Origin of the sequence: Bradyrhizobium sp. NC92 (assembly GCF_025200865.1) — a bacterium.
Classification (GTDB): Bacteria; Pseudomonadota; Alphaproteobacteria; order Rhizobiales; family Xanthobacteraceae; genus Bradyrhizobium.
Map to the genome: position 1 here is coordinate 2,272,637 of NZ_CP104171.1, position 25,522 is coordinate 2,298,158.

The window sequence follows — 25,522 nt, forward strand, 5'->3', positions numbered from 1 at the left end:
CTGGGCATATCGACTGGAAGACCATGAAGCTGCGCGACCTCTTGGGTCAGGATGTTCCGGGCAATGATGCCGCGATCGAGCCCGCTGCCGCGGCGCTCGAGGTGAGCGGCGTTGCGCTCGACAGCCGCGCGGTGAAACCGGGCGATCTCTTCTTCGCGCTGGCAGGCAGCAAGACCGACGGCGCCCGCTTCGTCGATGCTGCGGTCGCCGCCGGCGCGGTGGCCGTCGTCGGTGACCACGCACCGGCCGCTTGCAAGGTGCCGTTCATCGCGGTCGCCAATCCGCGCCGCGCGCTGGCACTGGCCGCGGCAAGATTTTTCCCGGCGCAGCCTGAGACGATTGCCGCGGTGACCGGAACCAGCGGCAAGACCTCGGTCGCCGCGTTCACGCGCCAGATCTGGGAGCGGCTCGGGCATGCCTCCGCCAGTATCGGCACCATCGGTCTCGTGTCGCAAAAGCGCACCGTCTATGGCTCGCTGACCACGCCGGATCCGATCGCGCTGCACCGGCAGCTGGACGAGATCGCGCGCGAGGGCGTCACGCATCTCGCGTTCGAGGCGTCCTCGCACGGGCTCGATCAATATCGACTCGATGGCGTGCGCATCTCGGCCGGCGGCTTCACCAATCTCTCGCGCGACCACATGGATTACCATCCGACCGTTGCGCATTACCTCGCGGCCAAGCTCCGCTTGTTCCGCGAGCTGGTGCCGCCCGATGGCGCCGCGGTGATCTCGGCCGATCATGATTGCTCGGCGGAAGCGATCGAGGCGGCGACATCGCGCGGCCTGCGCGTCATGGCGGTCGGCCGCAACGGCGATGGCGCAGGCGAGGGCATCCGCCTCACGGAGGCCGTGGTCGACGGTTTCTCGCAAAAGCTCACGGTCGAGCATCGCGGCAGGGCTTACGCGATCCGGCTGCCGCTGGTCGGCGAATTCCAGATCGAGAATGCGCTGGTGTCGGCCGGGCTTGCCATCGGCACCGGCAGCGATGCTGAAAACGTGTTTGCGAGCCTCGAACATCTCGAAGGCGCCAAGGGCCGGCTCGAGCGCGTCGGCGCGCGCAACGGCGCGCCTGTTTTCGTCGACTACGCGCACAAGCCCGACGCGCTGGCGAAGGCGCTGCAGGCGCTGCGGCCTTATGCCAAGCGCAGGCTGGTCGTCGTGTTCGGCGCCGGTGGCGACCGCGATGCCGGCAAGCGTCCGATCATGGGCGAGATCGCGGCGGAGAATGCCGATGCCGTCATCGTCACCGATGACAATCCGCGCAGCGAGAAGCCGGAAGCCATCCGCGCCGCTATCCTCGCCACCGCGAAGGGCGCCCGCGAGATCGGCGATCGCGCCGAGGCGATCCGCGCCGCGATCGAGGACCTGCAGGAGGGCGATGCGCTGCTCATCGCCGGCAAGGGCCACGAGACCGGGCAGATCGTCGGCGGCGAGGTGCTGCCCTTCAGTGATCACGAGGCGGTCGCCGCCGCACTAGCGTCGAGGGTTGCATGAGCGGGCCAATATGGACGGTTGCCGAGGTCGCGCGTGCGCTGGGCGTGGCCGGATCGTTCCCGGAGACGGGAATCGATTTCGTCACCCAGGACAGCCGCCTGGTGAAGCCGGGCAGCCTGTTTGTCGCGCTGAGCGGCACGCCGAGCGGCGGCTTCGTCTCGGCTTTCGCCAGCGCGCGCGACGGCTGGGAATTCGCCGACAAGGCGGAAGCTTCAGGCGCGGTCGCGATCATCGTGCCGCACGAGATCGCGGGCATCCGCATTCCCCAGATCGTCGTCAAGGACACGCTGATCGACGGCCTCTGGGGCCTCGCCCGCGCCGCACGCGCGCGCTTCAATGGCCCGGTGATCGGGCTCACCGGCAGCGCCGGCAAGACCAGCACCAAGGAATTTCTCGCCGCCTATCCGAACGCCTATGCCAGCCCGTCGAGCTTCAACAATTTCTGGGGCGTGCCGCTGACGCTGTGCAATGCCAGGCGGGACGCCAGCCTCTGGGTCGTCGAGATGGGCATGAACCAGCAAGGCGAGATCGCCCGGCTCAGCGAGCTCACGCAGCCGACCGTCGCGCTCATCGTCAACGTCCAGCCGGTGCATCTGGAAAAGCTCGGCTCGCTCGAGGCCATCAGGCGCGAGAAGGTGTCGATCGCGCTCGGCCTGCCCGAGGACGGCGTGCTGGTGCTGCCCGCCGGACTCAAGGCTTCCGAGTGGAAGGGCAAGGTCGTGCGCTTCGGCGGCGAGCATGCCGAGGTGCACGAGGTCGCGCATGCGCCGCACGGCGAGAGCTGGCAGGTCGTGGCCGCGATCGGCAAGAAGGAGATCGCCTTCAGCCTCACCCCTGGCGCGCCGCACCGGGTGCACAATGCGCTGGCTGCGCTCGCCTCGGTTCATGCCGCGCATCTCGATGTCGCGACGCTCGCGGTCAAGCTCGATCGCGTCGGCATCATGACCGGCCGCGGCGTCGAGCAGGCAGTCGGCGATATCACGGTGATCGACGACAGCTTCAACGGCAATCCGGCCAGCGTGGCGGCGGCGCTGCAAAGCCTGCAGGCGCGCAACATGAGCGGTGGCCGCCGCATCGCGATTCTCGGCGACATGCTCGAGCTCGGCGAGGACGCACCGAGCTATCACACCGGCCTCGCCAGGCATCTCGACGGCATTGACGGCGTCTATTGTGTCGGACCGCTAATGCGGTACCTGTTCGACGCTTTGCCATCGGGCAAGGGCCTCGGCTGGCATGACGATCCCGCCACGCTGAAACCGGCCGAGGTCGCAAATCTGCTGAAGGCAGGCGACGTCGTGGTTGTCAAGGGCAGCAAGAAGATGTTCTGGGTCAACAAGTTTGTGCCGGGGCTGGTGGCCGCCTTGCAGGCAAAGGCGTAAACTGCTTGGAAGGCGCCGTTCCCGAATCCCACCCTTTGCGGCGGAAGCCGTCCGTTTCCCGAAACGCGCGGCCCATGACGAAGACCAGCGAATGCGCATGAGGCACCTGGATATGCAAAGGCGCCATAGGACCGTCTGAATGTTTTACTGGCTGATCGAGCTTTCCAACACATTTCCGGGCTTCGGTGCCTTTCGCACCGTCCTGAACGTCTTCCGCTACATCACCTTCCGCACCGGCGGCGCCATCGTGACCGGCGCGCTGTTCGTGTTCCTGTTCGGCCCCTGGATCATCGATCATTTGCGCATCCGTCAGGGCAAGGGCCAGCCGATCCGCACCGACGGTCCGCAATCGCATCTCGCCAAGAAGGGCACGCCCACCATGGGCGGACTGATGATCCTGTCCGGGCTCACGGTCGGCACCGTGCTGTGGGCCAATCCACTCAACCCCTATGTCTGGATCGTGCTGGCGGTGACGCTCGGCTTCGGCTTCGTCGGCTTCTATGACGATTACCTCAAGGTGACCAAGCAGACCACGACGGGGTTCGGCAGCAAGCTGCGCCTCTTGATCGAAGCCGTCATAGCGCTGGTCGCCTGCTACGCGCTGGTGCGGCTGAACCGCGACCCCGCCTCGACCGCGCTGACGATTCCCTTCCTGAAGGATACCGTGCTGCATTTCGGCTGGTTCTTCGTCGTCTTCGGCGCCTTCGTCATCGTCGGCTCCGGCAATGCGGTGAACCTCACCGACGGTCTCGACGGCCTCGCCATCGTGCCCGTGATGATTGCGACCGCGAGCTTTGCGATGATCGCCTATCTCACCGGCAACTTGGTGTTCGCCGACTACCTCCAGATCAAATATGTCGCCGGCACCGGCGAGCTCGCGGTGCTCTGCGGCGCGTTGCTCGGCGCCGGTCTCGGCTTCCTCTGGTTCAACGCCCCGCCTGCCTCGATCTTCATGGGCGACACCGGCTCGCTTGCGCTCGGCGGCATGCTCGGCGCGATCGCGGTCGCGGTGAAGCACGAGATCGTGCTCGCCGTGATCGGCGGATTGTTCGTGCTCGAGGCGGTTTCGGTCATCGTGCAGGTGGTGTCCTTTAAGCTCACGGGCAAGCGCGTGTTCCGGATGGCGCCGATCCACCATCACTTCGAGCAGAAGGGCTGGACCGAGCCGCAGATCGTGATCCGCTTCTGGATCATCTCGGTGATGCTGGCGCTCGCCGGCCTTTCGACGCTGAAGCTGCGGTGACCGATCGATGATCCCCGTCACGTCCTTCGCCGGCAAGACGGTCGCGGTGTTCGGCCTCGGCGGCTCGGGGCTCGCCTCCTGCCATGCGTTGAAAGCCGGCGGTGCCGAGGTGGTCGCCGCCGACGACAACGCCGAGAACGTCGCCAAGGCCGCGCAGGCCGGCTTCATCACCGCGGACTTGCGCAACGTCTCCTGGGCCAAGTTCGCAAGCCTCGTGCTCGCGCCCGGCGTGCCGCTCACCCATCCTGTGCCGCACTGGAGCGTCTTGAAGGCGCGCGAGGCCGGCGTCGAGGTGATCGGCGACATCGAGCTGTTCTGCCGCGAGCGGCGCCGCCACGCACCCGATGCGCCGTTCGTCGCCATCACCGGCACCAACGGCAAGTCGACCACGACGGCGCTGATTGCGCATCTGACCAAGGTCGCCGGTTACGACACCCAGATGGGCGGCAATATCGGCACCGCGATCCTGTCGCTGGAGCCGCCGCGCATGGGCCGCGTCCACGTCATCGAGATGTCGTCCTACCAGATCGACCTCACGCCCTCGCTCGATCCCTCCGTCGGCATCCTGCTCAATGTCAGCGAGGACCATATCGACCGGCACGGCACGATCGAGCATTACGCCGCGGTGAAGGAACGCCTCGTTGCCGGCGTGCAGGGCGGCGGCACCTCGATCGTCGGCGTCGATGACGGCTATTGCCGCGATATCGCCGACCGGCTCGATCGCGCGGGCAAGAACGTGGTGCGCATCTCCGTCAAGAACCCGCTCGCGTCAGGCATTTACGTCGAGCACGGCACCATCGTTCGCGCCTCGGGCGGCGCCCGCAGCGAAGTCGCCGCGCTCGGCGGCATCGGCTCGCTGCGCGGCCAGCACAACGCGCAGAACGCGGCCTGCGCGGCCGCCGCCGCGCTCGCCATGGGCATCAGCCAGGACGTGCTACAGAACGGCCTGCGCAGTTTTCCGGGCCTCGCGCATCGCATGGAGCAGGTCGGCCGCCGCGGCAACGTGCTGTTCGTCAACGATTCCAAGGGCACCAATGCGGATGCCACGGCGCATGCGCTGTCGTCGTTTGCCGACATCTTCTGGATCGCCGGCGGCAAGCCAAAGGCGGGCGGCATTACTAGCCTGACCGGTTTCTTCCCGCGGATTCGAAAAGCCTATCTGATCGGCGAAGCCGCGCAGGAATTTTCCGGAACGCTCGGCTCGGTCGCGCACGAGATCAGCCAGACCCTGGACGTCGCGGTCGAGCACGCCGCGCGGGATGCGGAAGCGTCGGGCCTCACTGATGCCGTCGTGCTGCTGTCGCCCGCCTGCGCCTCGTTCGACCAGTACCGCAATTTCGAGATCCGCGGCACCAAGTTCCGCGAGCTGGTGCAGGCGCTGCCGGGTGTGAAGCCGGTGGTGTAGGACGCGCACTCGTCCGGCCAACTCCGCTGTCGTCGCCCGGCTTGACCGGGCGACCCAGTATTCCAGAGACGGTTGTGATTGAACCGAGGAGCCGCGGCGTACTGGATGCCCCGGTCAAGCCGGGGCATGACAGTGCGTCTTGTGGCCAGAGATCATCGTCAAACATCCGCACTTCCTTAACCCCCCGGTAACCAACGTCGGCGACCAATGGACGGACCTCTGTCCGAAAGCGGCCGCCCATGCTCTCCCGTGAAGAACGCACCCCCTTTTCCGAGTGGTGGTGGACCGTCGACAAGCCGCTGATGGGCGCCATCCTGGGGCTGATGCTGACCGGGGTGATCCTGTCGCTGGCGGCGAGCCCGCCGGTTGCGACCCGCATCGGGCTCGATGCCTTCCACTTCTTCAGCCGCCATGTGCTGTTCCTGGTGCCCTCCTGCATCGTGCTGCTCGGGGTGTCCTTCCTGTCGCCGCGCGCGATCCGCCGCTCGGCCCTGATCATCTTCGCGGCGAGCATCATCCTGATCGTGCTCACGCTCGCCATCGGCCCCGAGGTGAAGGGTTCGCGCCGCTGGATCACGCTGCTCGGCGTCAACATTCAGGCCTCCGAGATCGCAAAACCATCTTTCGTCGTGATCGCGGCCTGGCTGTTCGCGGAATCGACCAGGCGGCCGGAGATGCCGGCGACCTCGATGGCGCTGGTGCTGCTGCTGATGCTGGTCGCGCTATTGGTGATGGAGCCGGATTTCGGTCAGACCATGCTGATCCTGATGGTGTGGGGCTCGCTGTTCTTCATCGCGGGCATGCGCATGATCTGGGTGTTCGGGCTCGCAGGTCTCGGCGCGGCCGGCCTGTTCAGCGCCTATCTTTTCGTTCCGCACGTCGCGGGCCGCATCAAGCGCTTCATGAACCCGGCCTCCGGCGACACTTTCCAGGTCGATACCGCCATGGAGGCCTTCTATAACGGCGGCTGGTTCGGGCTCGGACCCGGCGAGGGCATCGCCAAACGCAGCCTGCCGGACAGCCACACCGACTTCGTCTTCGCGGTCGCGGCCGAAGAGTTCGGCATCATCCTGTGCCTTGCGATGCTGGCGCTGTTCGCCTTCGTCGTCATCCGCACGCTGTCGCGCGCCTATGCCAATGAGGACATGTTCTCGCGCTTTGCCGCTTCGGGCCTTGCGATCCTGTTCGGCGTGCAGGCGGCGATCAACATGTCTGTGAACCTGCAGCTCATCCCCGCCAAGGGCATGACACTGCCGTTCATCTCCTATGGCGGCTCCTCGATCATCTCGCTCGCCTATGGCGTCGGCATGATGCTGGCGCTGACGCGGCTGCGCCCGCGCACCGAGGTCGAGGCGAGCGGCCACGCCGAGGCGATGCGCAGTTACGCGTAAGTCGTCATTGCGAGCGCAGCGAAGCAATCCAGACTGTCCCCGCGGAGGGATTCTGGATGGCTTCGCTTCGCTCGCAATGACGGGACAGACCTTGTAAAAAGGCCCACCATGGACACGTCCCCCCTGATTCTTCTCGCCGCGGGCGGCACCGGCGGCCATCTGTTCCCGGCCGAGGCGCTCGGCGTCGAATTGATCCGGCGCGGCTATCGCGTCCGCCTCGTCACCGACGAGCGCGCGTTGCGCTACAGCGGGCTGTTCAGCAAGGACATGATCGACGTCGTCAGAAGCGAGACCGCGCGCGGCCGCAATCCGCTTCAGCTCGCCTATGCCGGCCTCACGCTCGCCGCCGGCACGCTGTCGGCCTACGCCCTGATCAAGCGGTTGAAGCCCGTCGCCGTCGTCGGCTTCGGCGGCTATCCGACCTTGCCGCCGCTGGTCGCGGCGAAGTTCGCGGGCGTACCCGGCATCATCCACGACGCCAACGCCGTGCTCGGCCGCGCCAACCGGTTCCTGTCGAGCCGCGTGCGCGCCATCGCGACATCCTTGCCCGGCGTGCTCGATCGCGATCCGGCGCTGGCAGGCAAGACGACGACCGTCGGCACGCCGATGCGTCCGGCGATCCTCGCGGCCGCTGCGGTGAAATATGCCGCGCCCGAGCCGAACGGGCCGCTGCGCCTGCTCGTCGTCGGCGGCAGCCAGGGCGCGCGCATCATGGCCGACATCGTGCCTGATACGATCGAGCGACTCGAGCCTGCGCTGTGGAGCCGTCTCATTCTCACCCAGCAGGTGCGCGAAGAGGACATGAGCCGCGTGCGCGCCGTCTACGACAAGCTCAAGATCAAGGCCGAGCTCGCGCCGTTCTTCACGGATCTGCCGGCGCGCCTCGCCTCCAATCATCTCGTGGTATCGCGCTCCGGTGCGGGCACCGTGGCCGAGCTCGCCGCGATCGGCCGGCCCTCCATCCTGGTGCCGCTGCCCGGCTCGATCGACCAGGACCAGTTCGCCAATGCCGGCGTCCTGGTCAAGGTCGAGGGCGCAATCCGGATCCCGCAGACCGAGTTCACCTCCGACCGGCTGGCGTCCGAAATCTCCGCCTTCGCCGCCGAGCCGGCGCGACTTGCCGCGATGGCTGAAGCCGCCCGTGGCGCTGGCCGGCTCGACGCGGCCGAGCGGCTGGCGGATCTCGTGGTCAAGGTTGCGGGAATCTGACGCCTGTTCCGGCCCGGATGGCCAAAAAAGGCCCTTGTCATGCCCCGCGAAAGCGGGGCATCCAGTATCCGACGCAGTTGATTGAATCTCTGGCGTCGCGGAGTACTGGATCGTCCGCTTTCGCGGACGATGACCCCAAGGAAACCACATGAGACTGCCGCGCGAGATCGGACCTATCCACTTCGTCGGGATCGGCGGGATCGGCATGAGCGGCATCGCCGAGGTGCTGGTCAATCTCGGCTATGCCGTGCAAGGCTCGGATGCCGCCGACAATTACAATCTCGACCGTCTGCGCAAGAAGGGCGCGAAGGTCTCGGTCGGCCACAAGGCCGAGAATATCGACGGCGCCGAGGTCGTGGTCGTGTCCTCCGCGATCAAACGCGACAATCCGGAACTGATGGCGGCGCGCGAGAAGCGCATTCCCGTGGTACGCCGCGCCGAGATGCTGGCCGAGCTGATGCGGCTGAAGAGCTGCGTCGCCATCGCCGGTACCCACGGCAAGACCACAACGACGACGATGGTCGCAACGCTGCTCGATGCCGGCGGGCTCGACCCGACCGTGATCAACGGCGGCATCATCAACGCCTACGGCTCCAACGCACGGTTAGGTGCCGGCGACTGGATGGTGGTGGAGGCCGACGAGAGCGACGGCACGTTCCTGAAGCTGCCGACCGATGTCGCGATCGTTACCAATGTCGACCCCGAGCATCTCGATCACTTCAAGACGTTCGAGGCCGTGCAGGACGCGTTCCGTCACTTCGTCGAGAACCTGCCGTTCTACGGCTTTGCCGTGATGTGCATCGATCATCCCGTGGTGCAGAGCCTCGTCGGCAGGATCGAGGACCGCCGCATCATCACTTACGGTGAGAACCCGCAGGCCGATGCGCGCCTGGTCGATCTCACCGCGGGCGGCGGCGGCTCGAAGTTCAAGGTCGTGATCCGCGACCGCAAGACCGGCACCACGCATGAGATCGCCGACCTCGCGCTGCCGATGCCGGGCCGGCACAACGCCTCGAATGCGACGGCTGCAATTGCGGTCGCGCATGAGCTCGGCGTGTCGGACGAGGCGATCCGCAAGGCGCTGGCTGGCTTCGGCGGCGTCAAGCGGCGCTTCACCAAGACTGGCGAGTGGAACGGCGTCACCGTGATCGACGATTACGGCCATCACCCCGTGGAGATCGCGGCCGTGCTGAAGGCAGCGCGCGATTCCTACACCGGCAAGGTGATCGCCGTGGTGCAGCCGCATCGCTACACCCGTCTGCAATCGCTGTTCGAGGAATTCTGCACCTGCTTCAACGACGCCGATGCGGTCGTCGTCGCCGACGTCTATGCCGCGGGCGAAGCGCCGATCGACGGCATCGACCGCGACCATTTCGTCGCGGGCCTGCGCGCGCATGGTCACCGCGAGGTGGTCCCGCTGCCGGCCGCGACGGAACTCGCCGGCATCGTCAAGGGATTGGCGAAACCAGGCGATCTCGTCGTGTGCCTCGGGGCAGGCAACATCACGCAATGGGCGTATGCATTGCCCGGCGAATTGAAGGCGCTGGGGTAACGCGGTGGGATTTCCCGACATCACCCCTTCACTCAAAGCCGCGATGCCCGAGCTGCGCGGCCGGCTGCTGGCGAACCAGTCACTGGCCGAGCTCACCTGGTTTCGCGTCGGCGGTCCCGCGCAGGTGCTGTTCACGCCGGCGGACGAGGACGATCTCGCTTACTTCCTCGCGCATCTGGCTTCCGACGTTCCCGTCTATGTCATCGGCGTCGGCTCCAACCTCATCGTGCGCGACGGCGGCATTGCCGGCGTCGTCATTCGTCTCGCGCCGCGCGCCTTCGGCGAGGCGAGTGCGAGTGGCGACATCGTCACCGCAGGTACTGCCGCGCTCGACAAGCGCGTGGCGGAGGTTGCGGCGTCCGCCAATATCGGCGGGCTCGAATTCTTTTTCGGCATTCCCGGTACGATCGGCGGCGCGCTGCGCATGAATGCCGGCGCCAATGGCGGCGAGACCAAGGACGTGCTGATCGAGGCGCGCGGCGTTGGTCGCGACGGCACGAAGCACGTCTTCTCCAACACCGAGATGAAATTCGTTTACCGCAACAGCGGCGTCGATCCCTCCATCATCTTCACCTCCGCGCGCTTTCGCGGCGAGATCAAAGAGCCAGAGGCCATCCGCGCGCGCATGGCGGAGGTGCAGAGCCATCGCGAGACCGCGCAGCCGATCCGCGAAAAGACCGGCGGCTCGACCTTCAAGAATCCGCCCGGCCATTCCGCCTGGAAGCTGGTGGATGCCGCCGGCTGCCGCGGCTTGCGCGTCGGTGGCGCGCAGGTCTCGGAGATGCATTGCAACTTCCTGATCAACACGGGTGACGCCACCGCGCATGACATCGAGACGCTCGGCGAGACCGTACGCGAACGCGTGAAGGCGAATTCCGGAATTGAGCTACACTGGGAAATCAAGCGGATCGGGGTTTCATGATTTCCGTCGTTCCGGGGCGCGACGAAGTCGCGCCTGCGCCTTTCGGCGCATCCCGGAATGACGATACACATGGGTGACAGGAACATGCGCATCACCATCCTCTTCGGCGGCTCCAACCGCGAACGTCTGGTCTCGGTCGCCACCGCCCAGGCGCTGCATCAGGCGCTGCCCGAGGCCGACCTCTGGTGGTGGGACGTCGAGGACAAGGTGCACGTCGTGCAGTCGAAGCAGCTGCTCGAGCATGCCCGCCCGTTCGAGGACGAGTTCAAGCCGGGCACGTCAGGCGTTCCGCTCGCGCAGGCGCTCGACCGGGCCAAGGCGGAAGATCGCGTGCTGGTGCTCGGCCTGCATGGCGGGCGTGCCGAGAACGGCGAATTGCAGGTGATGTGCGAGGCGCGCGGCGTGCCGTTCACCGGCTCGGGCTCGGCGTCCTCGCATCTCGCCTTCGACAAGATCGCAGCCAAGCATTTCGCTGCGCTCGGCGGCGTCACGCCACCGGCCAACGTCGCGCTTGAAAAGATCGATGAAGCGTTCGCAGAATACGGCCGGTTGATCGCAAAGCCCGCGCGCGACGGGTCGAGCTACGGCCTGATCTTCGTCAACGCCAAGCAGGATCTCGTCGCCGTCCGCAACGCGGCCAAGCATGAAGAGTATGTCATCGAGCCCTATATCGCCGGCGTGGAGGCGACCTGCGGCGTGCTGGAGCGCACCGACGGCTCGATCATCTCGCTGCCGCCGATCGAGATCATTCCGGGTGAGGGCAATTTCGACTACGCGGCGAAATATCTTCTGAAGTCGACCCAGGAGATCTGCCCCGGCCGCTTCGCACCCGAGATCACCGCCGCGCTCAAGGAGCAGGCGATGCTGGCCCATCGCGCAATGTCCTGCACCGGCTATTCCCGCTCGGACTTCATCGTCTCGGACAAGGGCCTCGTCTATCTCGAGACCAACACGCTGCCCGGGCTGACCAAGTCCTCGCTCTACCCCAAGGCGCTGAAAGCCGAAGGCATCGAGTTCGTCGACTTCCTGCGCGGCCTGGTCGAGCTCGCCTGCCAGCGCGTGCGGAAATAGTCAGGACTGGTTAACAGCCGAATCGGCGAAACCGGCCGGTTTGGCGACCAAAACCGGTAAAATGCCGGACATCGCGGCGCAAACGCCTCACATTGCGGGGCAAAATGCGCAAGTCGTTAACGAATTTTACCTTTTGTTTACCAGGACGTCCGAAGGTTAACGCTGGCGGCGCATATGGCGCTTTGGCTGCCGGCGCGAGAGCTGTCGCGGGTGATGTCACCCTCCAGCGAACGCTTTGAAGGGGAGAGGTTTTCTTCTGCTGAAGACCAGCACCCGGCCCGGCACCGAGACGTCATGTTCGCCAGGATCCGCGCGATGTCGCGGGCAAACTGTTGACGAGCTCGTGCAATGGATGGAGCAGGAAGCCTCACCCGGTCGCTTTTCAGATCGCTGAGGCCCCAAGCTGACCTGAAGGCGGCCGCTATCGGAGCGGGCGTGCTTCTGCGCGAGTGGATGCAGGACAAGCACGAAGAGGCGCGCGCTGCCGCCAAGGACAAGGCCAAAGCCAAGGCCAAGGTCAGGGCCGTCGTCGAGCGCGAGCCGCCGCCGCGCGTGGTCGCGCTGGTCGAGCGCTATCTGCCGCGCCGCGTCGGCCTCAGCATGACCGTGCTGCTCCTGATCGGCAGCTGCGGCTTCGGCATCGTCAAGGGCGGCCATCTCCAGGATTTCGTCACCGCGGTCAGCGATGCCCGCAATGCGCTGGCCAATTCCGCCGGTTTCCGCATCACCTCCGTCGTGATCAACGGCCGCAAGCAGCTGACGCAGGACGAGATCCTCGCGATCGGCGGCGTCAGCGGCCGTTCCTCGCTGCTGTTCCTCGATGCCGACGCGGTGCGCGACAAGCTCAAGGCCAATCCCTGGATCGCGGATGCGACCGTGCTGAAGCTCTATCCGGGCCAGCTCATGATCGAGCTGACCGAGCGCAAGGCGTTCGCGCTGTGGCAGGAGGCCGGCCGGCTCTCCGTCATCGCCGACGACGGCGCCGTGCTCGAGCCCTATGTCTCGCGCCGCTTCCTGTCGCTGCCGCTCGTGGTCGGCAAGGGCGCCGACACCCAGGCGCGTGATTTCCTGGCGCTGCTGTCGCGCTACCCGCAGGTCAATTCGGTGACCAAGGCCGCGATCTACGTGGGTGAGCGGCGCTGGAACCTGCGGCTCAAGGACGGTCTCGACATCCGCCTGCCCGAGCAGGACGTCGGCAACGCGCTTGCGACGCTGTCCAAGCTCGACAAGGAAGACCGGCTGTTCTCCCGCGACATCGTCGCCGTCGACATGCGCCTGCCGGACCGGCTGGTGGTGCAGCTCTCCGAGGACGCCGCCAAGGCGCGCGAGGAGCTGTTCAAGGACAAGAAGAAAAAGAAGGCCGGGGATTCCGCATGACCGGTCTCGATCGCACCCAAACGCCGAAGACGCGCCCGATGCCGCACAAGCGCGGCGGCATCGTCGCCTGCCTTGACATCGGAACCAGCAAGATCGCCTGCATGATCGCGCGGCTGAAGCCGTCGCCGCCGAGCGATGCGCTGCGCGGCCGCACCCATGCGGTGGAATTGATCGGCTACAGCCAGATCCAGTCGCGCGGCATGAAGGCCGGGGCGGTGATCGATCTCGGCGAATGCGAGCAGGCGGTGCGCCAGGCCGTCGGACTCGCGGAGAAGATGGCCAAGGTGCGGGTCGAGTCGGTGCTGCTGTCGGTCTCCGGCGGCCGGCTCGCCGGCCAGCTGGTCGAAGCCGCCGCCGACATTCGTGGCGGCGCCGTGACGCCGGCCGATGTCAGCCGCGTCACCTCCACCGGCATGCGCCACGCCACCGGCGAAGGCCGCACCGTGCTGCACGCGCTGCCGGTCGGCTACACGCTCGACGGCGTCAAGGGCATCCGCGATCCCCGCGGCATGGTTGCGCACCAGTTCGGCGTCGACATGAACGTCGTCACCTGTGACGCCACTGTGGCGCGCAACCTGATGCTGGCGGTGGAGCGCTGCCACATCAATGTCGAAGCGATGGCAGCGAGCTCCTATGTGGCCGGCCTGTCGGTGCTGACCGACGACGAGGCCGATCTCGGCGCCGCCGTCGTCGAAATGGGCGCCGGCACCACCACGATTGCCGTTTATTCGGGCGGCCGCTTCGTGCATGCGGCGGGTTTTGCGGTCGGCGGGCAACACATCACGATGGATCTTGCGCGCGGACTCTCGGCGACCATTGCCGATGCCGAGCGAATCAAGACCTTATACGGCACCGTCATCACCGGCGGATCGGACTCGCGTGAGCTGATGTCTGTGCCGACAGCCGGTGACGAGCAGGATCTGCCGCAGATCGTCTCCCGCGCCACCATCGCGAACATCGTCAAGCACCGTGCCGAGGAAGTCTTCGAAATGGTTCGGGACAAGCTGAAGGATTCGCCCTTCGCCGCAGAGCCCAACGGCCGCGTCGTGCTCTCGGGCGGCGCCTCGCAGCTGACCGGTCTCGTCGATCTCGGTACCCGGATTCTCGGCCGCCCCGTGCGGGTCGGCCGTCCGCTCGGTTTTGGCCGGCTGCCCAACGAGGCGAAGAACGCCGCGTTCGCGGTGCCGACCGGACTTCTCGTCTACCCGCAATATGTTCACCTCGAACATGTCGAACCGCGGCATACGCGGCAGCAGGTCAAGACAGGGACCGGCGGATATTTCGGAAAGGTCGGACGATGGCTACGCGAGGGCTTCTGATGACCGCATTCTGCAATCTTCGATTTTCACCAACTCCCGCGGCCACCGGCCGGGGCGAACCCACGCGCGCGTGATCGAGAGGCAACCATGACCATCAGCATCAATGTTCCTGATATTCACGAACTGAAGCCCCGGATCACCGTATTCGGCGTCGGCGGCGCCGGCGGCAACGCCGTCAACAACATGATCACGGCGGGCCTGCAGGGCGTCGACTTCGTGGTCGCCAACACCGACGCGCAGGCGCTGACGATGTCGAAGGCGCAGCGCATCGTGCAGATGGGCACGGCCGTCACGCAAGGCCTCGGCGCCGGCTCGCAGCCGAACGTCGGCGCCGCGGCGGCGGAAGAGGTGATCGACGAGCTGCGCGACCATCTCTCGGGCGCCAACATGGTGTTCGTCACCGCCGGCATGGGCGGCGGCACCGGCACGGGCGCTGCTCCCGTGATCGCCAAGACCGCGCGCGACATGGGCATCCTCACCGTCGGCGTCGTGACCAAGCCGTTCCACTTCGAAGGCGGCCGCCGCATGCGCACCGCTGAAGCCGGCATCAACGAGCTGCACAAGGTCGTGGATACGCTCCTGATCATCCCGAACCAGAACCTGTTCCGGGTCGCCAACGAGAAGACCACCTTCGCCGACGCCTTCGCGATGGCCGACCAGGTGCTCTATTCGGGCGTTGCCTGCATCACCGACCTGATGGTCAAGGAAGGCCTGATCAACCTCGACTTCGCCGACGTGAGAGCGGTGATGAGGGAAATGGGCAAGGCGATGATGGGCACCGGCGAAGCCTCCGGCGACAAGCGCGCGCTGACCGCCGCGGAAGCCGCGATCGCCAACCCGCTGATCGACGACAGCTCGATGAAGGGCGCCAAGGGCCTCCTCATCTCCATCACCGGCGGCAAGGACCTCACCCTGTTCGAGGTCGACGAGGCCGCGACCCGCATCCGCGAGGAAGTCGACCAGGACGCCAACATCATCGTCGGCGCCACCTTCGACGAAGCGCTCGACGGCCTGATCCGCGTCTCGGTCGTCGCCACCGGCATCGAGCAGGCCGCGATCGCCCGCAACAGCCAGGCCACCTCCGCGCCCGTCGCGAACCCGGCGCCGCAGGTGCAGCAGGCTGCCGCCCCGGCCGCCGCTGCCGAGAGCCGTCTCGCCGACCTGACCGCCCGGCTCCGGGCCGACAACCAGCGTCTGGCCGAGCGTGCCCAGAAGCTCGAAGCCCAGACCCCGGTCGCCGCGCCGGCTCCCGCTGTCGCCGCGCCCCGTCAGAACGTCGAGCGCGCTGCGCTCGCCGCCATCGCCGCTGCCGTTGCCGAGGTGCCGCAGGCGCCCGCGCCGCAGACCTATGGCGACGTCACCGTGCGCCCGATCGCGCAGAAGCCGACCCTGTTCCCGGAGCCCGACATGGCCCCGGTCGCGGTGCAGGAGCCGATGACGCCGGATACTTTCATCCCGCCGCAGGCCGAGCGTCCGGCCCGCGCGCCACGCATGCCGCGAATCGAGGAGCTGCCGATGCCGGCCCAGGCCGAGATTCGGCAGGCCCGCGGCGAGGCTGAGGAAGAAACCCCGCAGAAAACCCGCCTGTCGCTGTTGCAGCGCCTCGCCAATGTCGGCCTTGGCCGTCGCGACGAGGAAAGCGAGCCGCCGGTCGCGGCCCGCACCGCCGGTCCCGCCATGCCGCCGCTGCCCGAGCGCCGGCCGCAGAAGACCGTGGCGCAGCAGATCGCATCCAGCGAGCCGGTATCAGAGTATGCCCGCCGTCCTGCGCCGCAGGGCCTGGACGTCCATGGGCGCCCCGCACCTGTTGCGCCGGCGCCACAGGGTGACGACCATCTTGATATCCCGGCCTTCCTGCGGCGGCAGGCGACCTGAGGATTGTTACAATAAGGCAGACGAAAAAAGGTCCCGGCGAGAAGCTTGCCGGGACCTTTCCTTTGGCCCCGGGCATGTCCGGATTGCGCAGCCAAGCAACTGATTTTAAATCATTAATTACGCATTCGGTGGTTCAGTAAAACTGCCGACAGGCACCCCGAACACCGGCGCAATTTGGTTAAGCCTTGGCGCGAATACGGCAGGTTTGGGGTAACAATCGGTAAAAAAGCGTGAGTTGGCGCTGTTTGAGGCAGCAACTATGGTTTGCCGTGACTTGGGGATACGGGGATTCGGTAGTGTCGGCTCTGGCCGGCCAAGCGGGTCTCGTATAAGTCGCAGTGGGTCGTAGTGGGGCGGGTTCCTGATGAAATTTAGCCGGCAAACAACGCTTCGTGCGCAAGCCTCCGTGGCAGGCGTGGGCGTTCATTCCGGTCTTCCCGTTACTGTCACGCTTGGGCCTGCGCCTGTCGACGCAGGTTTTATTTTTGTCCGGACCGGACTTGAGGGAAGTGACCGCGAAGTCCAGGCGACCGCCGACCAGGTGATCGCGACCGACTTTGCCACCGTCCTCGGCGACCGCACCGGTCCGCTGGTGTCCACCGCCGAGCATGTGCTTGCTGCGCTGCGGGGAATGGGTGTGGACAACGCCACCATCGAGATCGACGGTCCCGAAGTCCCGATCATGGACGGTAGCGCCGCGGCCTTCATCGCGGCGATCGACCAGGCCGGCGTCGTCACCCAGCCGGCGCAGCGCCGCTTCATTCAGGTTTTGAAGCCGATCTCGGTCAAGATCGGCGATTCCTTCGGCGAGATCAGGCCCCACGCCAATGGGTTCCGCGTCGAGGTCGAGATCGATTTCACCAATCCCGTCATCGGCCAGCAGGCTTACGCCTTCGACGTCAACCCTGAAGGTTTCCGCCGCGAAGTCGGCCGGGCCCGGACCTTCGGCCTGATGAGCGATGTCGCGCGGCTCTGGAGCGCGGGCTATGCCCTCGGCGCCTCCTTTGACAACACCGTCGTGTTCGATGACGAGCGGCTGCTCAACACCGAAGGCCTGCGCTACGCCGATGAATGCGCCCGCCACAAGGTGCTGGACGTGATCGGCGATCTCTCGCTGGCCGGCCTGCCGCTGCTTGGCGCCTACCGCTCGGTGCGTGGTGGCCACAAGGTCAACCACGCCGTCCTGACCGCGCTGCTCGCCGACCGGACCGCCTGGCGGGTGGTCGAGGGCGAGGCTGCCCGCCGCACCACGCGTCCCGTGGGTGAGGTCGGTCGCGGCATCGTCGGCGGCCGGATCGCTGCGGCCTTCGGACCGGATGTGTCCTGACGCGGCCTGCCGCCTTCGGAACGTGGTTGGCGGCCCCGGGAAACTCCTGGTAACCATGATCGGCTAGCATTGCGGCAGGTTCGCCTTAATCCGGGCGAAATGCCTCCCTATCCGGTTCGTTAACGGTCGTTTTTCGGATACATCGGCGTGGTCGCACGGCAGGCACCACGGTTACATTTCGCGCCCATGAGGGGTTCGTGGGCTGGCGGACACCGCATCACAGGGCGTCAGGGCTTAAACTCATGTCGGCACAGCGTATGACGCGCGGATATTTCTCGATCTCGTCGCGAGCGCGCGGGCTGCTTCAGGCCGTCACCTTCATCATGCTCGCGCTGCCGCTCGCCGGATGTGGCACGGGCGCGCTCTGGGACAAGTTCACCGCCAAGGACGACACCTTCGTCGAGGAGCCCGCCGACAAGATCTACAATGAGGGCCTGTACCTCATGAACGAGAAGAAGGACATGAAGGCGGCGAACAAGAAGTTCGAAGAGGTCGACCGCCAGCATCCTTATTCCGAATGGGCCCGCAAATCGCTGCTGATGTCGGCCTATGCGTCCTATCAGGGCGGCGATTATGACGGCTGCATCGGCGCCGCCACCCGCTACGTCACGCTGCATCCCGGCAGCCCGGACGCGGCCTATGCGCAATATCTGATCGCCGCCTCCCATTACGACCAGATCCCGGACATCAGCCGCGACCAGACCCGCACCGAAAAGGCGATCGCGGCGCTGGAAGAGGTGGTGCGCAAATATCCGAACTCGGAATATGCGACCTCGGCCAAGGCCAAGATCGAGGGCGCACGCGACCAGCTCGCGGGCAAGGAAATGAACGTCGGCCGCTACTACGCCCAGAAGCGCGACTACACGGCCGCCATCAATCGTTACAAGACCGTCGTCACGCAGTACCAGACCACCCGCCATGTCGAGGAGGCGCTGTTCCGCCTGACCGAGGCCTATATGGCGATCGGCATCGTCGGCGAAGCGCAGACCGCGGCGGCCGTGCTTGGGCACAATTTTCCTGACAGCCGCTGGTACAAGGACGCCTATAATCTTGTAAAATCCGGCGGTCTCGAACCGAGCGAGAATCAGGGGTCCTGGATCAGCCGGACCTTCAAGAAGATGGGTCTCGGCTAGGAAATTTGGTTCCATGCTGGCGCGTCTGTCGATCCGTGACATCGTCCTGATCGAACGGCTCGATATCGAATTCGCCTCCGGCCTCGCGGTTTTGACCGGCGAGACCGGTGCAGGCAAATCCATCCTGCTCGATGCTTTTGCGCTGGCGCTCGGCGGCCGCGGCGATGCCGGCCTCGTGCGTCACGGCGCGGAGCAGGGGCAGGTCACGGCGGTGTTCGATGTCCCGAAGAATCACCCTGCGACGAAGATCCTGGCCGAGAACGGCCTGGACGACACCGGCGAGATGATTCTCCGCCGCGTGCAGCTCGCCGACGGCCGCACCCGCGCCTTCATCAACGACCAATCGATCAGCGTGCAGACGCTGAAGGCGGTCGGCACCGCCCTGGTCGAGATCCACGGCCAGCACGACGAGCGCGCGCTGGTCGATGCCGCCACCCACCGCCGCCTGCTCGACGCTTTTGCCGGCCTCGAAAAGGACGTCGCGGCGGTCGAAGCGCTCTGGGACGCGCGCCGCACCGCCAACACCGCGCTGGAGGAGCATCGCGCCGCCATGGAGAGCGCGGCGCGCGAGGCCGATTATCTGCGCCACGCCTCCGACGAGCTGAAGCAGCTCGCGCCCAAGGACGGCGAGGAGACCGCGCTGGCCTCCCGCCGCACCACCATGATGCAGGGCGAGAAGATCGCCTCCGACCTGCGCGAGGCGCAGGAAGCGGTCGGCGGCAATCATTCGCCGGTCGCAGCCCTCTCGGCAGCGGTGCGCCGGCTGGAGCGCCGCGGCGTCAACTCGCCGGCGCTGGTCGAGCCCGCGGTGAAGGCGATCGACGCCGCGATCAACGCGCTGGAGGAAGCCGACCAGCATCTCCAGGCAGCGCTGGCCGCAACCGATTTCGATCCGGCCGAGCTCGAACGCATCGAGGAGCGGCTGTTCGCATTGCGCGCCGCCTCGCGCAAATATTCGACGCCGGTCGACGGGCTCGCCGCGCTGGCCGCCAAATATGCCGCCGACGTCGTCCTGATCGATGCCGGCGCCTCGCGCTTGAAGAAGCTGGAGCAGGCCGCGATCGAGGCAGACAGCCGCTATGCTGCGGCCGCCAAGAAGCTGTCGCTGGCGCGGCAGAAATCGGCGGAGAAGCTAAACAAGGCGGTCAATGCCGAGCTCGCCCCGCTCAAGCTCGAACGCGCCAGGTTCATGACCCAGGTCGAGACCGACGAGGCTGCGCCCGGGCCGCAAGGTTTCGACCGCGTCGAGTTCTGGGTGCAGACCAATCCGGGCACCAAGCCGGGTCCCTTGATGAAGGTCGCCTCCGGCGGCGAGCTGTCGCGCTTCCTGCTCGCGCTCAAGGTCGTGCTGTCCGACCGCGGCTCGGCGCCGACGCTCGTGTTCGACGAGATCGACACCGGCGTCGGTGGTGCGGTGGCCGACGCCATCGGCGGGCGCCTGGCGCGGCTTGCCGGCAAGGTCCAGGTCATGGCCGTGACCCACGCCCCGCAGGTCGCCGCCCGCGCCGACCAGCACCTGCTCATCTCCAAGGACGCCCTCGACAAGGGCAAGCGCGTCGCCACCCGCGTCAACGCACTCGCCGCCGACCACCGCCGCGAGGAGATCGCCCGCATGCTCGCAGGTGCCGAGATCACGGCCGAGGCGAGGGCGGCGGCGGAGAGATTGCTGAAGGCGGCGACGGCTTAGGTTTGTGTCCCGGACGCGCGAAGCGCGAGCCGGGACCCAGAGCTCTCGTCTCATGGGCCCCGGCTCTGCAGCGCACCGCCGAAGAGGCGCAGCGCTGCGTCCGGGGCACGAGATTTCCACAAGCCTTTACCCTCCCGCCCGCTACGTCGTATCCAAGCATCATGGCCAGAGCAGCAAAATCCAAAGCAGCACCGCTACGCGACGTCGCCGATCTCACCAAGGCGCAGGCCAAGGTCGAGCATATGCGGCTCGCGCTCGAGATCGAGGGGCACAACGAGCGCTACTATCAAGAGGATGCGCCGACCGTCACCGATGCCGAATACGACGCGCTGCGCCAGCGCCTCAACGCGATCGAGACGCGCTTTCCCGAGTTCGTCACCGCGGAATCGCCCTCGCAGAAGGTCGGCGCCGCACCGTCGGGGCGGTTCAAGAAAGTCCCGCATGCCGTGCCCATGCTGTCGCTCGACAACGCCTTTGCGGAGGAGGACGTGCGCGACTTCGTTGGTCGCATCGTGCGCTACCTGAAGCTCGACGACGACAAGATCGACTTCTCCGCCGAGCCGAAGATCGACGGCCTCTCGATGTCGCTGCGCTACGAGGGCGGCGAGCTCGTCACCGCCGCGACGCGCGGCGACGGCGCGGTCGGCGAGGACGTCACCGCCAACATCCGCACGCTCGAAGACGTGCCGCAGAAGCTGAAGGGCCGCAACATCCCCGACATCTGCGAGGTGCGCGGCGAGGTCTACATGACCAAGAAGGCGTTCCTGGCGCTCAACGAGCGGCAGAAGGCGGCAGGCGACACCATCTTCGCCAATCCGCGCAATTCGGCCGCCGGCTCGCTCCGCCAGAAGGACCCGACCATCACCGCCTCGCGCCCGCTCGGGTTCTTCGCGTATGCCTGGGGGCAAATGAGCGCGATGCCGGAGGATACGCAGAGCGGCATGATCGGCTGGTTCGAGCGCTGCGGCTTCAAGACCAATCCGCTGACCAAGCTCTGTCACTCGGTCGAGGAGCTGCTCGCGTTTCATCACGCGATCGAGGAGCAGCGCGCAAAACTCGACTACGACATCGACGGCGTCGTCTACAAGGTCGACCGCATCGACTGGCAGGAGCGGCTCGGCTTCGTGTCGCGCACGCCGCGCTGGGGCATCGCGCACAAGTTCCCGGCCGAGCGCGCCATGACGGTTCTGCGCGACATCGAGATCCAGGTCGGCCGCACCGGTTCGTTCACGCCGGTCGGCAAGCTCGAGCCGGTCGGCGTCGGCGGCGTGATCGTGCAGAACGTCACGCTCCACAACGAGGACTACATCAAGGGCATCGGCAACAAGGGCGAGGTGCTTCGCGAGGGGCGCGACATCAGGATCGGCGACACCGTGGTGATCCAGCGCGCCGGCGACGTCATCCCGCAGGTGGTCGACGTCGTCCTGGACAAGCGGCCGAAGACCGCCAGGGAATTCCACTTCCCGAAGAAGTGCCCGTGTCCGCTGCACACCGACGTCGTGCGCGAGGAGACGGCGACGGGCGAGGAGGGCTCGCGCGCCCGCTGCACCGGCGAGTTCGCCTGTCCCTACCAGAAGATCGAGCATCTGAAGCTGTTCGTGTCGCGGCGGGCCTTCGACATCGACGGCCTTGGCGAGAAGCAGCTCCAGTACTTCTTCGACGAGGGCTGGGTGAAGGAGCCCGCCGATATCTTCACGCTGGAGAAGCGCAACGCGAAGCTGAAGCTCGAGGAGGTCGAGGGCTACGGCGCGACCTCGGTGCGCAACCTGTTCGGCGCCATCGAGAGCCGGCGGAAAATTGCGCTGGAGCGCTTCATCTACGCGCTCGGCATGCGCCATGTCGGCGAGACCACGGCGCTGGCGCTGGCGCGCGGCTACGGCTCGTGGGATGCGTTCCACGATGCCTGCCTGAAAGTTGCTGAGGGTGACGAGGAGGCGATGGCCGAGATGGATGCGCTCGACCAGATCGGCGACACCGTGATCAAGAGCATCGCCGATTATTTCGGCGAGAGCCACAATCGCGGCATCGTCGAACGCCTGACCAGGGAGGTCGAGATCGTCGACGCCGAGAAGCCGAAAAGCAATTCGGCCGTCGCCGGCAAGACCGTTGTGTTCACGGGATCGCTGGAGAGGATGACGCGGGATGAAGCCAAGGCCACGGCCGAGCGGTTAGGGGCCAAGGTGTCGGGCTCGGTGTCGAAAAAGACCGATCTCGTCGTCGCGGGCCCCGGCGCCGGCTCGAAGCTCGCGGATGCGAACAAGCACGGCGTCAAGGTGCTGACCGAAGACGAGTGGCTGAAGCTGATCGCGGAGTGAGGGGCACGTCGGCTCCTCACGTTCCGTCGCCATCGCCGAGGCTCCTGTAACAAACGTCCCGTAATGATACGCGGCGGCAAGAGTTCCTTCACCTTTCGCGTTGACCCGATCTTTACCGCTTCACGTCAGGCCGCATTTACCAATGCGCGACGTCGCCCCGTGAAAACACCTGCATTCGCTTGAGTGTGCCGCATGCGCAACGCCGATTAACGCCCCGGCAACCTAAATTAGATACTCACAATAAAGATCGAATTGCACGGATGTACTGAGTTCGATCGGACGAGCGTAAGCGTAGCGTGAGTGTATCGATGTCTGTGTTGCGTAACCATCCGAAGGGCGCGCGGTTCGCGTCCTTCGGCATCGGTCTCTGCATCTTCGCATTGATGCCGAGAGAGACCGGTTATCAGGACATTGCCTCGCTGCTGGCGCGCCAACCCGGCGTCGCTGAGCGGTGGCAGAAGCAGGTGTTCTCTGCTGCGTCCTCGATCCAGCTCGCCACCTACAGTTTTTCCCGTCCCATCGGCACGTCGGTTCCGCAGAGCGCGATGGTTCGGCTCGCCAGCCTCGACGGCCGCGACGTCACCGGCGCGATCAGCCGCAATCCGGCGCTTCAGGCCCCGGCGCGCTACCAGGCTTCCGACTTTCCCAAGGTTGATCGCGCCTTGAAGGGTGATCGTCTCGCAATCGTCGCGCCGACGCAGTCTCCCGAGATCGTCGCGCCGGCTGCAGCCCCGGCCAAGGAAGATCCCGCGACCTCGAACGGCTCGGTGTTCGGCGCCAAGACCGCCGCATTGCCGCCGGCGATGTCGCCGGAATCCGCGGCCGCGCTCGATCCCGAGCTGCAAGAGGCGCTGCGCGCGCCGCCGCTGCCGCAATATTCCAATCCGCCGCAGGCGAGCGAAGCCGCGCGCGCGCTGGCGGTGCAGCCGCTGGAAGCGCTGAAGCGGGCCGCGGCGCCGGCTGCGCCCGCGCGCGATCCCTTCAGCGTCAAGACATCAAACCTGTTTTTCGGCAGCTCCTCGCTCGGCGGCAATCTCGAGACCATCGAGAGCTGGCAGCCCGGCGCCGAGCCGCTGATCGTGATGCCCGACCCCGACATGAAGGTGACGGCCTCGCTGACCCCGCCGACGGCGGAGATCGCCAAGGACATCGAGAGCGGCGAGAGCGTCGCGCCGAAGGGCGAGGTCAACGCCGACAACCAGCGCGCCAAGTCGCCGGCGGAGCGGCTCGCGCTCGACGACAAGTCGCGTGCGAAGTCGGAAAAGTGCCTCGCCGAAGCGGTCTACTTCGAATCCCGCGGCGAGGCCGTGCGCGGCCAGATCGCGGTGGCGCAGGTGGTGATGAACCGCGTGTTCTCCGGCAAATATCCCGACACGGTGTGCGGCGTGGTCTACCAGAACAAGTATCGCCATCTCGCCTGCCAGTTCACCTTCGCCTGCGACAACAATCCCGACGTGATCCGCGAGCCCGAAATGTGGGAGCGCGCCAAGAAGATTTCCAAGGCGATGCTCGACGGCCAGATCTGGCTGCCCGAGGTCGGCAAATCGACGCACTACCATGCCTATTGGGTGCGCCCGTCCTGGGTCGCCGAGATGAAAAAGCTGTACAAGACCGGCGTGCACACCTTCTATCGGCCGCGCAACTGGGGTGACGGCAGCGAGGTGCCGAGCTGGGGCTCGCCGGCGCAGACCGCCGCGCTCTCGGCTGAACTCGCGCAGGAAGCCAAGAGCTCCGCCGAGATGGGCGAGCGGCGGTAGTTTCCTTACCTCTCCTTGCTTGCGCAAATGCGCTCCCTCGCCCCGCTTGCGGGGAGAGGGTTGGGGTGAGGGGGACTCTCCGCGAGGACGGTGAGAGTTGGACTCGCGGAGACTCCCCTCACCCGGAATCCGCGCTACGCGCGCATTCCGGCCTCTCCCCGCAAGCGGGGAGAGGCGAAGACGTCACGCCTCGATGTCCAGCGCGCAATCGAAATTCGGAGCTGAATGCGTCAGGGCGCCGGCCGATGCATAGTCGACGCCGGTTGCCGCGATGGCGGCGATCGAGTCCAGCGTGACGCCGCCGGACGCCTCCAGCTCGAGGCGGCCCTCGTTGAGCCTCACCGCCGCGCGCAGCGTCGCAATGTCCATGTTGTCGAGCAGTACCGCGTCGGCCGTTCCGCTGTCGAGCACCTCGCGCAGCTGCGCCAGCGTATCGACCTCGATCTCGATCTTGACGAGGTGGCCCGCATGGGCGCGGGCGCGCTCCAGCACCGGGCGGATGCCGCCGGCCACCGCGATGTGGTTGTCCTTGATCAGGATCGCATCGTCGAGCCCGAAGCGGTGGTTGAAGCCGCCGCCGCAACGCACCGCGTATTTCTCCAGCGCCCGCAGTCCCGGCGTGGTTTTGCGCGTGCAGCAGATGCGCATCCTGGTGCCTTCGGTGCGCGCGACATAGTCCGCCGTGAGCGTGGCGATGCCCGACAGGCGGCCGACGAAGTTCAGCGCAGTCCGCTCTGCCGTGAGGATGGCGCGCGCAGGGCCCGAGATCGTCAGCACGTGCTGGCCGCGCGCAACCCGCGCGGCATCGCGGACATGTGCGCGTACCTCGATGTCGGGCGACAGCTTCTGCAAGGTCGCGAGCGCCAGCGGCAATCCGGCGATCACGCCGGACTGGCGCGCGACAAGGATGGCCTGCGCGCGCGTCGCTTCCGGGATCGTCGCGAGCGAGGTGATGTCGCCGGCGCGGCCGAGGTCCTCGTCGAGCGCGCGCTCAACGGCCGCCTCGATCGCGAGCGGCGAGAGGAAGGCGTCGGGATAGAGCAGTGAGGTCGGGGTGATCATGG

18 protein-coding genes are annotated in these 25,522 nt (G+C 66.4%); 17 read left to right on the forward strand and 1 reads right to left on the reverse strand.

Going from position 1 to position 25,522, the window contains the following annotated elements:
• Nucleotides 1-23 precede the first annotated feature (23 nt).
• The 17 genes from N2602_RS10620 (at nucleotide 24) to N2602_RS10700 (ending at nucleotide 24,458) form a co-directional block, all read left to right on the forward strand.
• Entirely contained in the window at nucleotides 24-1,496 is a 1,473-nt protein-coding gene (locus N2602_RS10620) for a UDP-N-acetylmuramoyl-L-alanyl-D-glutamate--2,6-diaminopimelate ligase (protein ID WP_260383640.1), read from the forward strand.
• The gene (murF, locus tag N2602_RS10625) at nucleotides 1,493-2,875 is read left to right on the forward strand and encodes a UDP-N-acetylmuramoyl-tripeptide--D-alanyl-D-alanine ligase (RefSeq protein ID WP_260382605.1); all 1,383 of its coding nucleotides are present in this window, start codon (nucleotides 1,493-1,495) and stop codon (nucleotides 2,873-2,875) included. The genes N2602_RS10620 and murF overlap by 4 nt, the downstream gene beginning before the upstream one ends.
• 139 nt (nucleotides 2,876-3,014) lie before the next feature.
• Complete coding sequence (gene mraY / locus N2602_RS10630) at nucleotides 3,015-4,118, forward strand: phospho-N-acetylmuramoyl-pentapeptide-transferase (RefSeq protein WP_172787242.1); 1,104 nt, start codon at nucleotides 3,015-3,017, stop codon at nucleotides 4,116-4,118.
• Between the two features lie 7 nt (nucleotides 4,119-4,125).
• Entirely contained in the window at nucleotides 4,126-5,523 is a 1,398-nt protein-coding gene (gene murD, locus N2602_RS10635; protein ID WP_172787243.1) for a UDP-N-acetylmuramoyl-L-alanine--D-glutamate ligase, read from the forward strand.
• A 239-nt stretch (nucleotides 5,524-5,762) separates the two neighbouring features.
• Nucleotides 5,763-6,914, forward strand: coding sequence for a putative lipid II flippase FtsW (gene ftsW, locus N2602_RS10640; RefSeq protein ID WP_172787244.1), 1,152 nt, complete (start codon nucleotides 5,763-5,765; stop codon nucleotides 6,912-6,914).
• 108 nt (nucleotides 6,915-7,022) lie between these two features.
• Complete coding sequence (gene murG, locus N2602_RS10645; RefSeq protein ID WP_260382606.1) at nucleotides 7,023-8,123, forward strand: undecaprenyldiphospho-muramoylpentapeptide beta-N-acetylglucosaminyltransferase; 1,101 nt, start codon at nucleotides 7,023-7,025, stop codon at nucleotides 8,121-8,123.
• A 148-nt stretch (nucleotides 8,124-8,271) separates the two neighbouring features.
• A complete protein-coding gene (gene murC, locus N2602_RS10650) occupies nucleotides 8,272-9,675 on the forward strand; it encodes a UDP-N-acetylmuramate--L-alanine ligase (RefSeq protein ID WP_260382607.1) in 1,404 nt (467 codons plus the stop codon).
• 4 nt (nucleotides 9,676-9,679) lie between these two features.
• Complete coding sequence (gene murB / locus N2602_RS10655) at nucleotides 9,680-10,597, forward strand: UDP-N-acetylmuramate dehydrogenase (protein WP_260382608.1); 918 nt, start codon at nucleotides 9,680-9,682, stop codon at nucleotides 10,595-10,597.
• Nucleotides 10,598-10,681: 84 nt separating this feature from the next.
• A complete protein-coding gene (locus N2602_RS10660) occupies nucleotides 10,682-11,668 on the forward strand; it encodes a D-alanine--D-alanine ligase (protein WP_260383641.1) in 987 nt (328 codons plus the stop codon).
• A 348-nt stretch (nucleotides 11,669-12,016) separates the two neighbouring features.
• Entirely contained in the window at nucleotides 12,017-13,045 is a 1,029-nt protein-coding gene (locus tag N2602_RS10665; RefSeq protein WP_172787248.1) for a cell division protein FtsQ/DivIB, read from the forward strand.
• On the forward strand, nucleotides 13,042-14,364 hold the full coding sequence (ftsA, locus tag N2602_RS10670; RefSeq protein ID WP_212254613.1) for a cell division protein FtsA: 1,323 nt from the start codon (nucleotides 13,042-13,044) through the stop codon (nucleotides 14,362-14,364). The genes N2602_RS10665 and ftsA overlap by 4 nt, the downstream gene beginning before the upstream one ends.
• Before the next feature lie 87 nt (nucleotides 14,365-14,451).
• Nucleotides 14,452-16,239 carry a cell division protein FtsZ gene (gene ftsZ, locus N2602_RS10675; protein ID WP_172787250.1) on the forward strand — a complete coding sequence of 596 codons (1,788 nt, stop codon included), beginning with the start codon at nucleotides 14,452-14,454 and terminating at the stop codon, nucleotides 16,237-16,239.
• Nucleotides 16,240-16,603: 364 nt separating this feature from the next.
• Nucleotides 16,604-17,566: a UDP-3-O-acyl-N-acetylglucosamine deacetylase gene (lpxC, locus tag N2602_RS10680; RefSeq protein ID WP_172787251.1), complete on the forward strand. Its 963-nt coding sequence runs from the start codon at nucleotides 16,604-16,606 to the stop codon at nucleotides 17,564-17,566.
• Nucleotides 17,567-17,808: 242 nt separating this feature from the next.
• Complete coding sequence (locus tag N2602_RS10685) at nucleotides 17,809-18,699, forward strand: outer membrane protein assembly factor BamD (protein WP_260382609.1); 891 nt, start codon at nucleotides 17,809-17,811, stop codon at nucleotides 18,697-18,699.
• Nucleotides 18,700-18,712: 13 nt separating this feature from the next.
• Complete coding sequence (gene recN, locus N2602_RS10690; protein ID WP_172787253.1) at nucleotides 18,713-20,386, forward strand: DNA repair protein RecN; 1,674 nt, start codon at nucleotides 18,713-18,715, stop codon at nucleotides 20,384-20,386.
• 161 nt (nucleotides 20,387-20,547) lie between these two features.
• Nucleotides 20,548-22,701, forward strand: a complete 2,154-nt coding sequence (ligA, locus tag N2602_RS10695) for an NAD-dependent DNA ligase LigA (protein ID WP_260382610.1) — start codon at nucleotides 20,548-20,550, stop codon at nucleotides 22,699-22,701.
• Nucleotides 22,702-23,009: 308 nt separating this feature from the next.
• The gene (locus N2602_RS10700) at nucleotides 23,010-24,458 is read left to right on the forward strand and encodes a cell wall hydrolase (RefSeq protein WP_260382611.1); all 1,449 of its coding nucleotides are present in this window, start codon (nucleotides 23,010-23,012) and stop codon (nucleotides 24,456-24,458) included.
• Between the two features lie 183 nt (nucleotides 24,459-24,641).
• Here the strand turns inward: N2602_RS10700 and nadC are convergent, their stop codons facing one another.
• Nucleotides 24,642-25,520 (reverse strand): carboxylating nicotinate-nucleotide diphosphorylase, encoded by an 879-nt coding sequence (gene nadC, locus N2602_RS10705; RefSeq protein WP_260382612.1) that lies wholly within the window; start codon nucleotides 25,518-25,520, stop codon nucleotides 24,642-24,644.
• Between the last annotated feature and the right edge of the window lie 2 nt (nucleotides 25,521-25,522).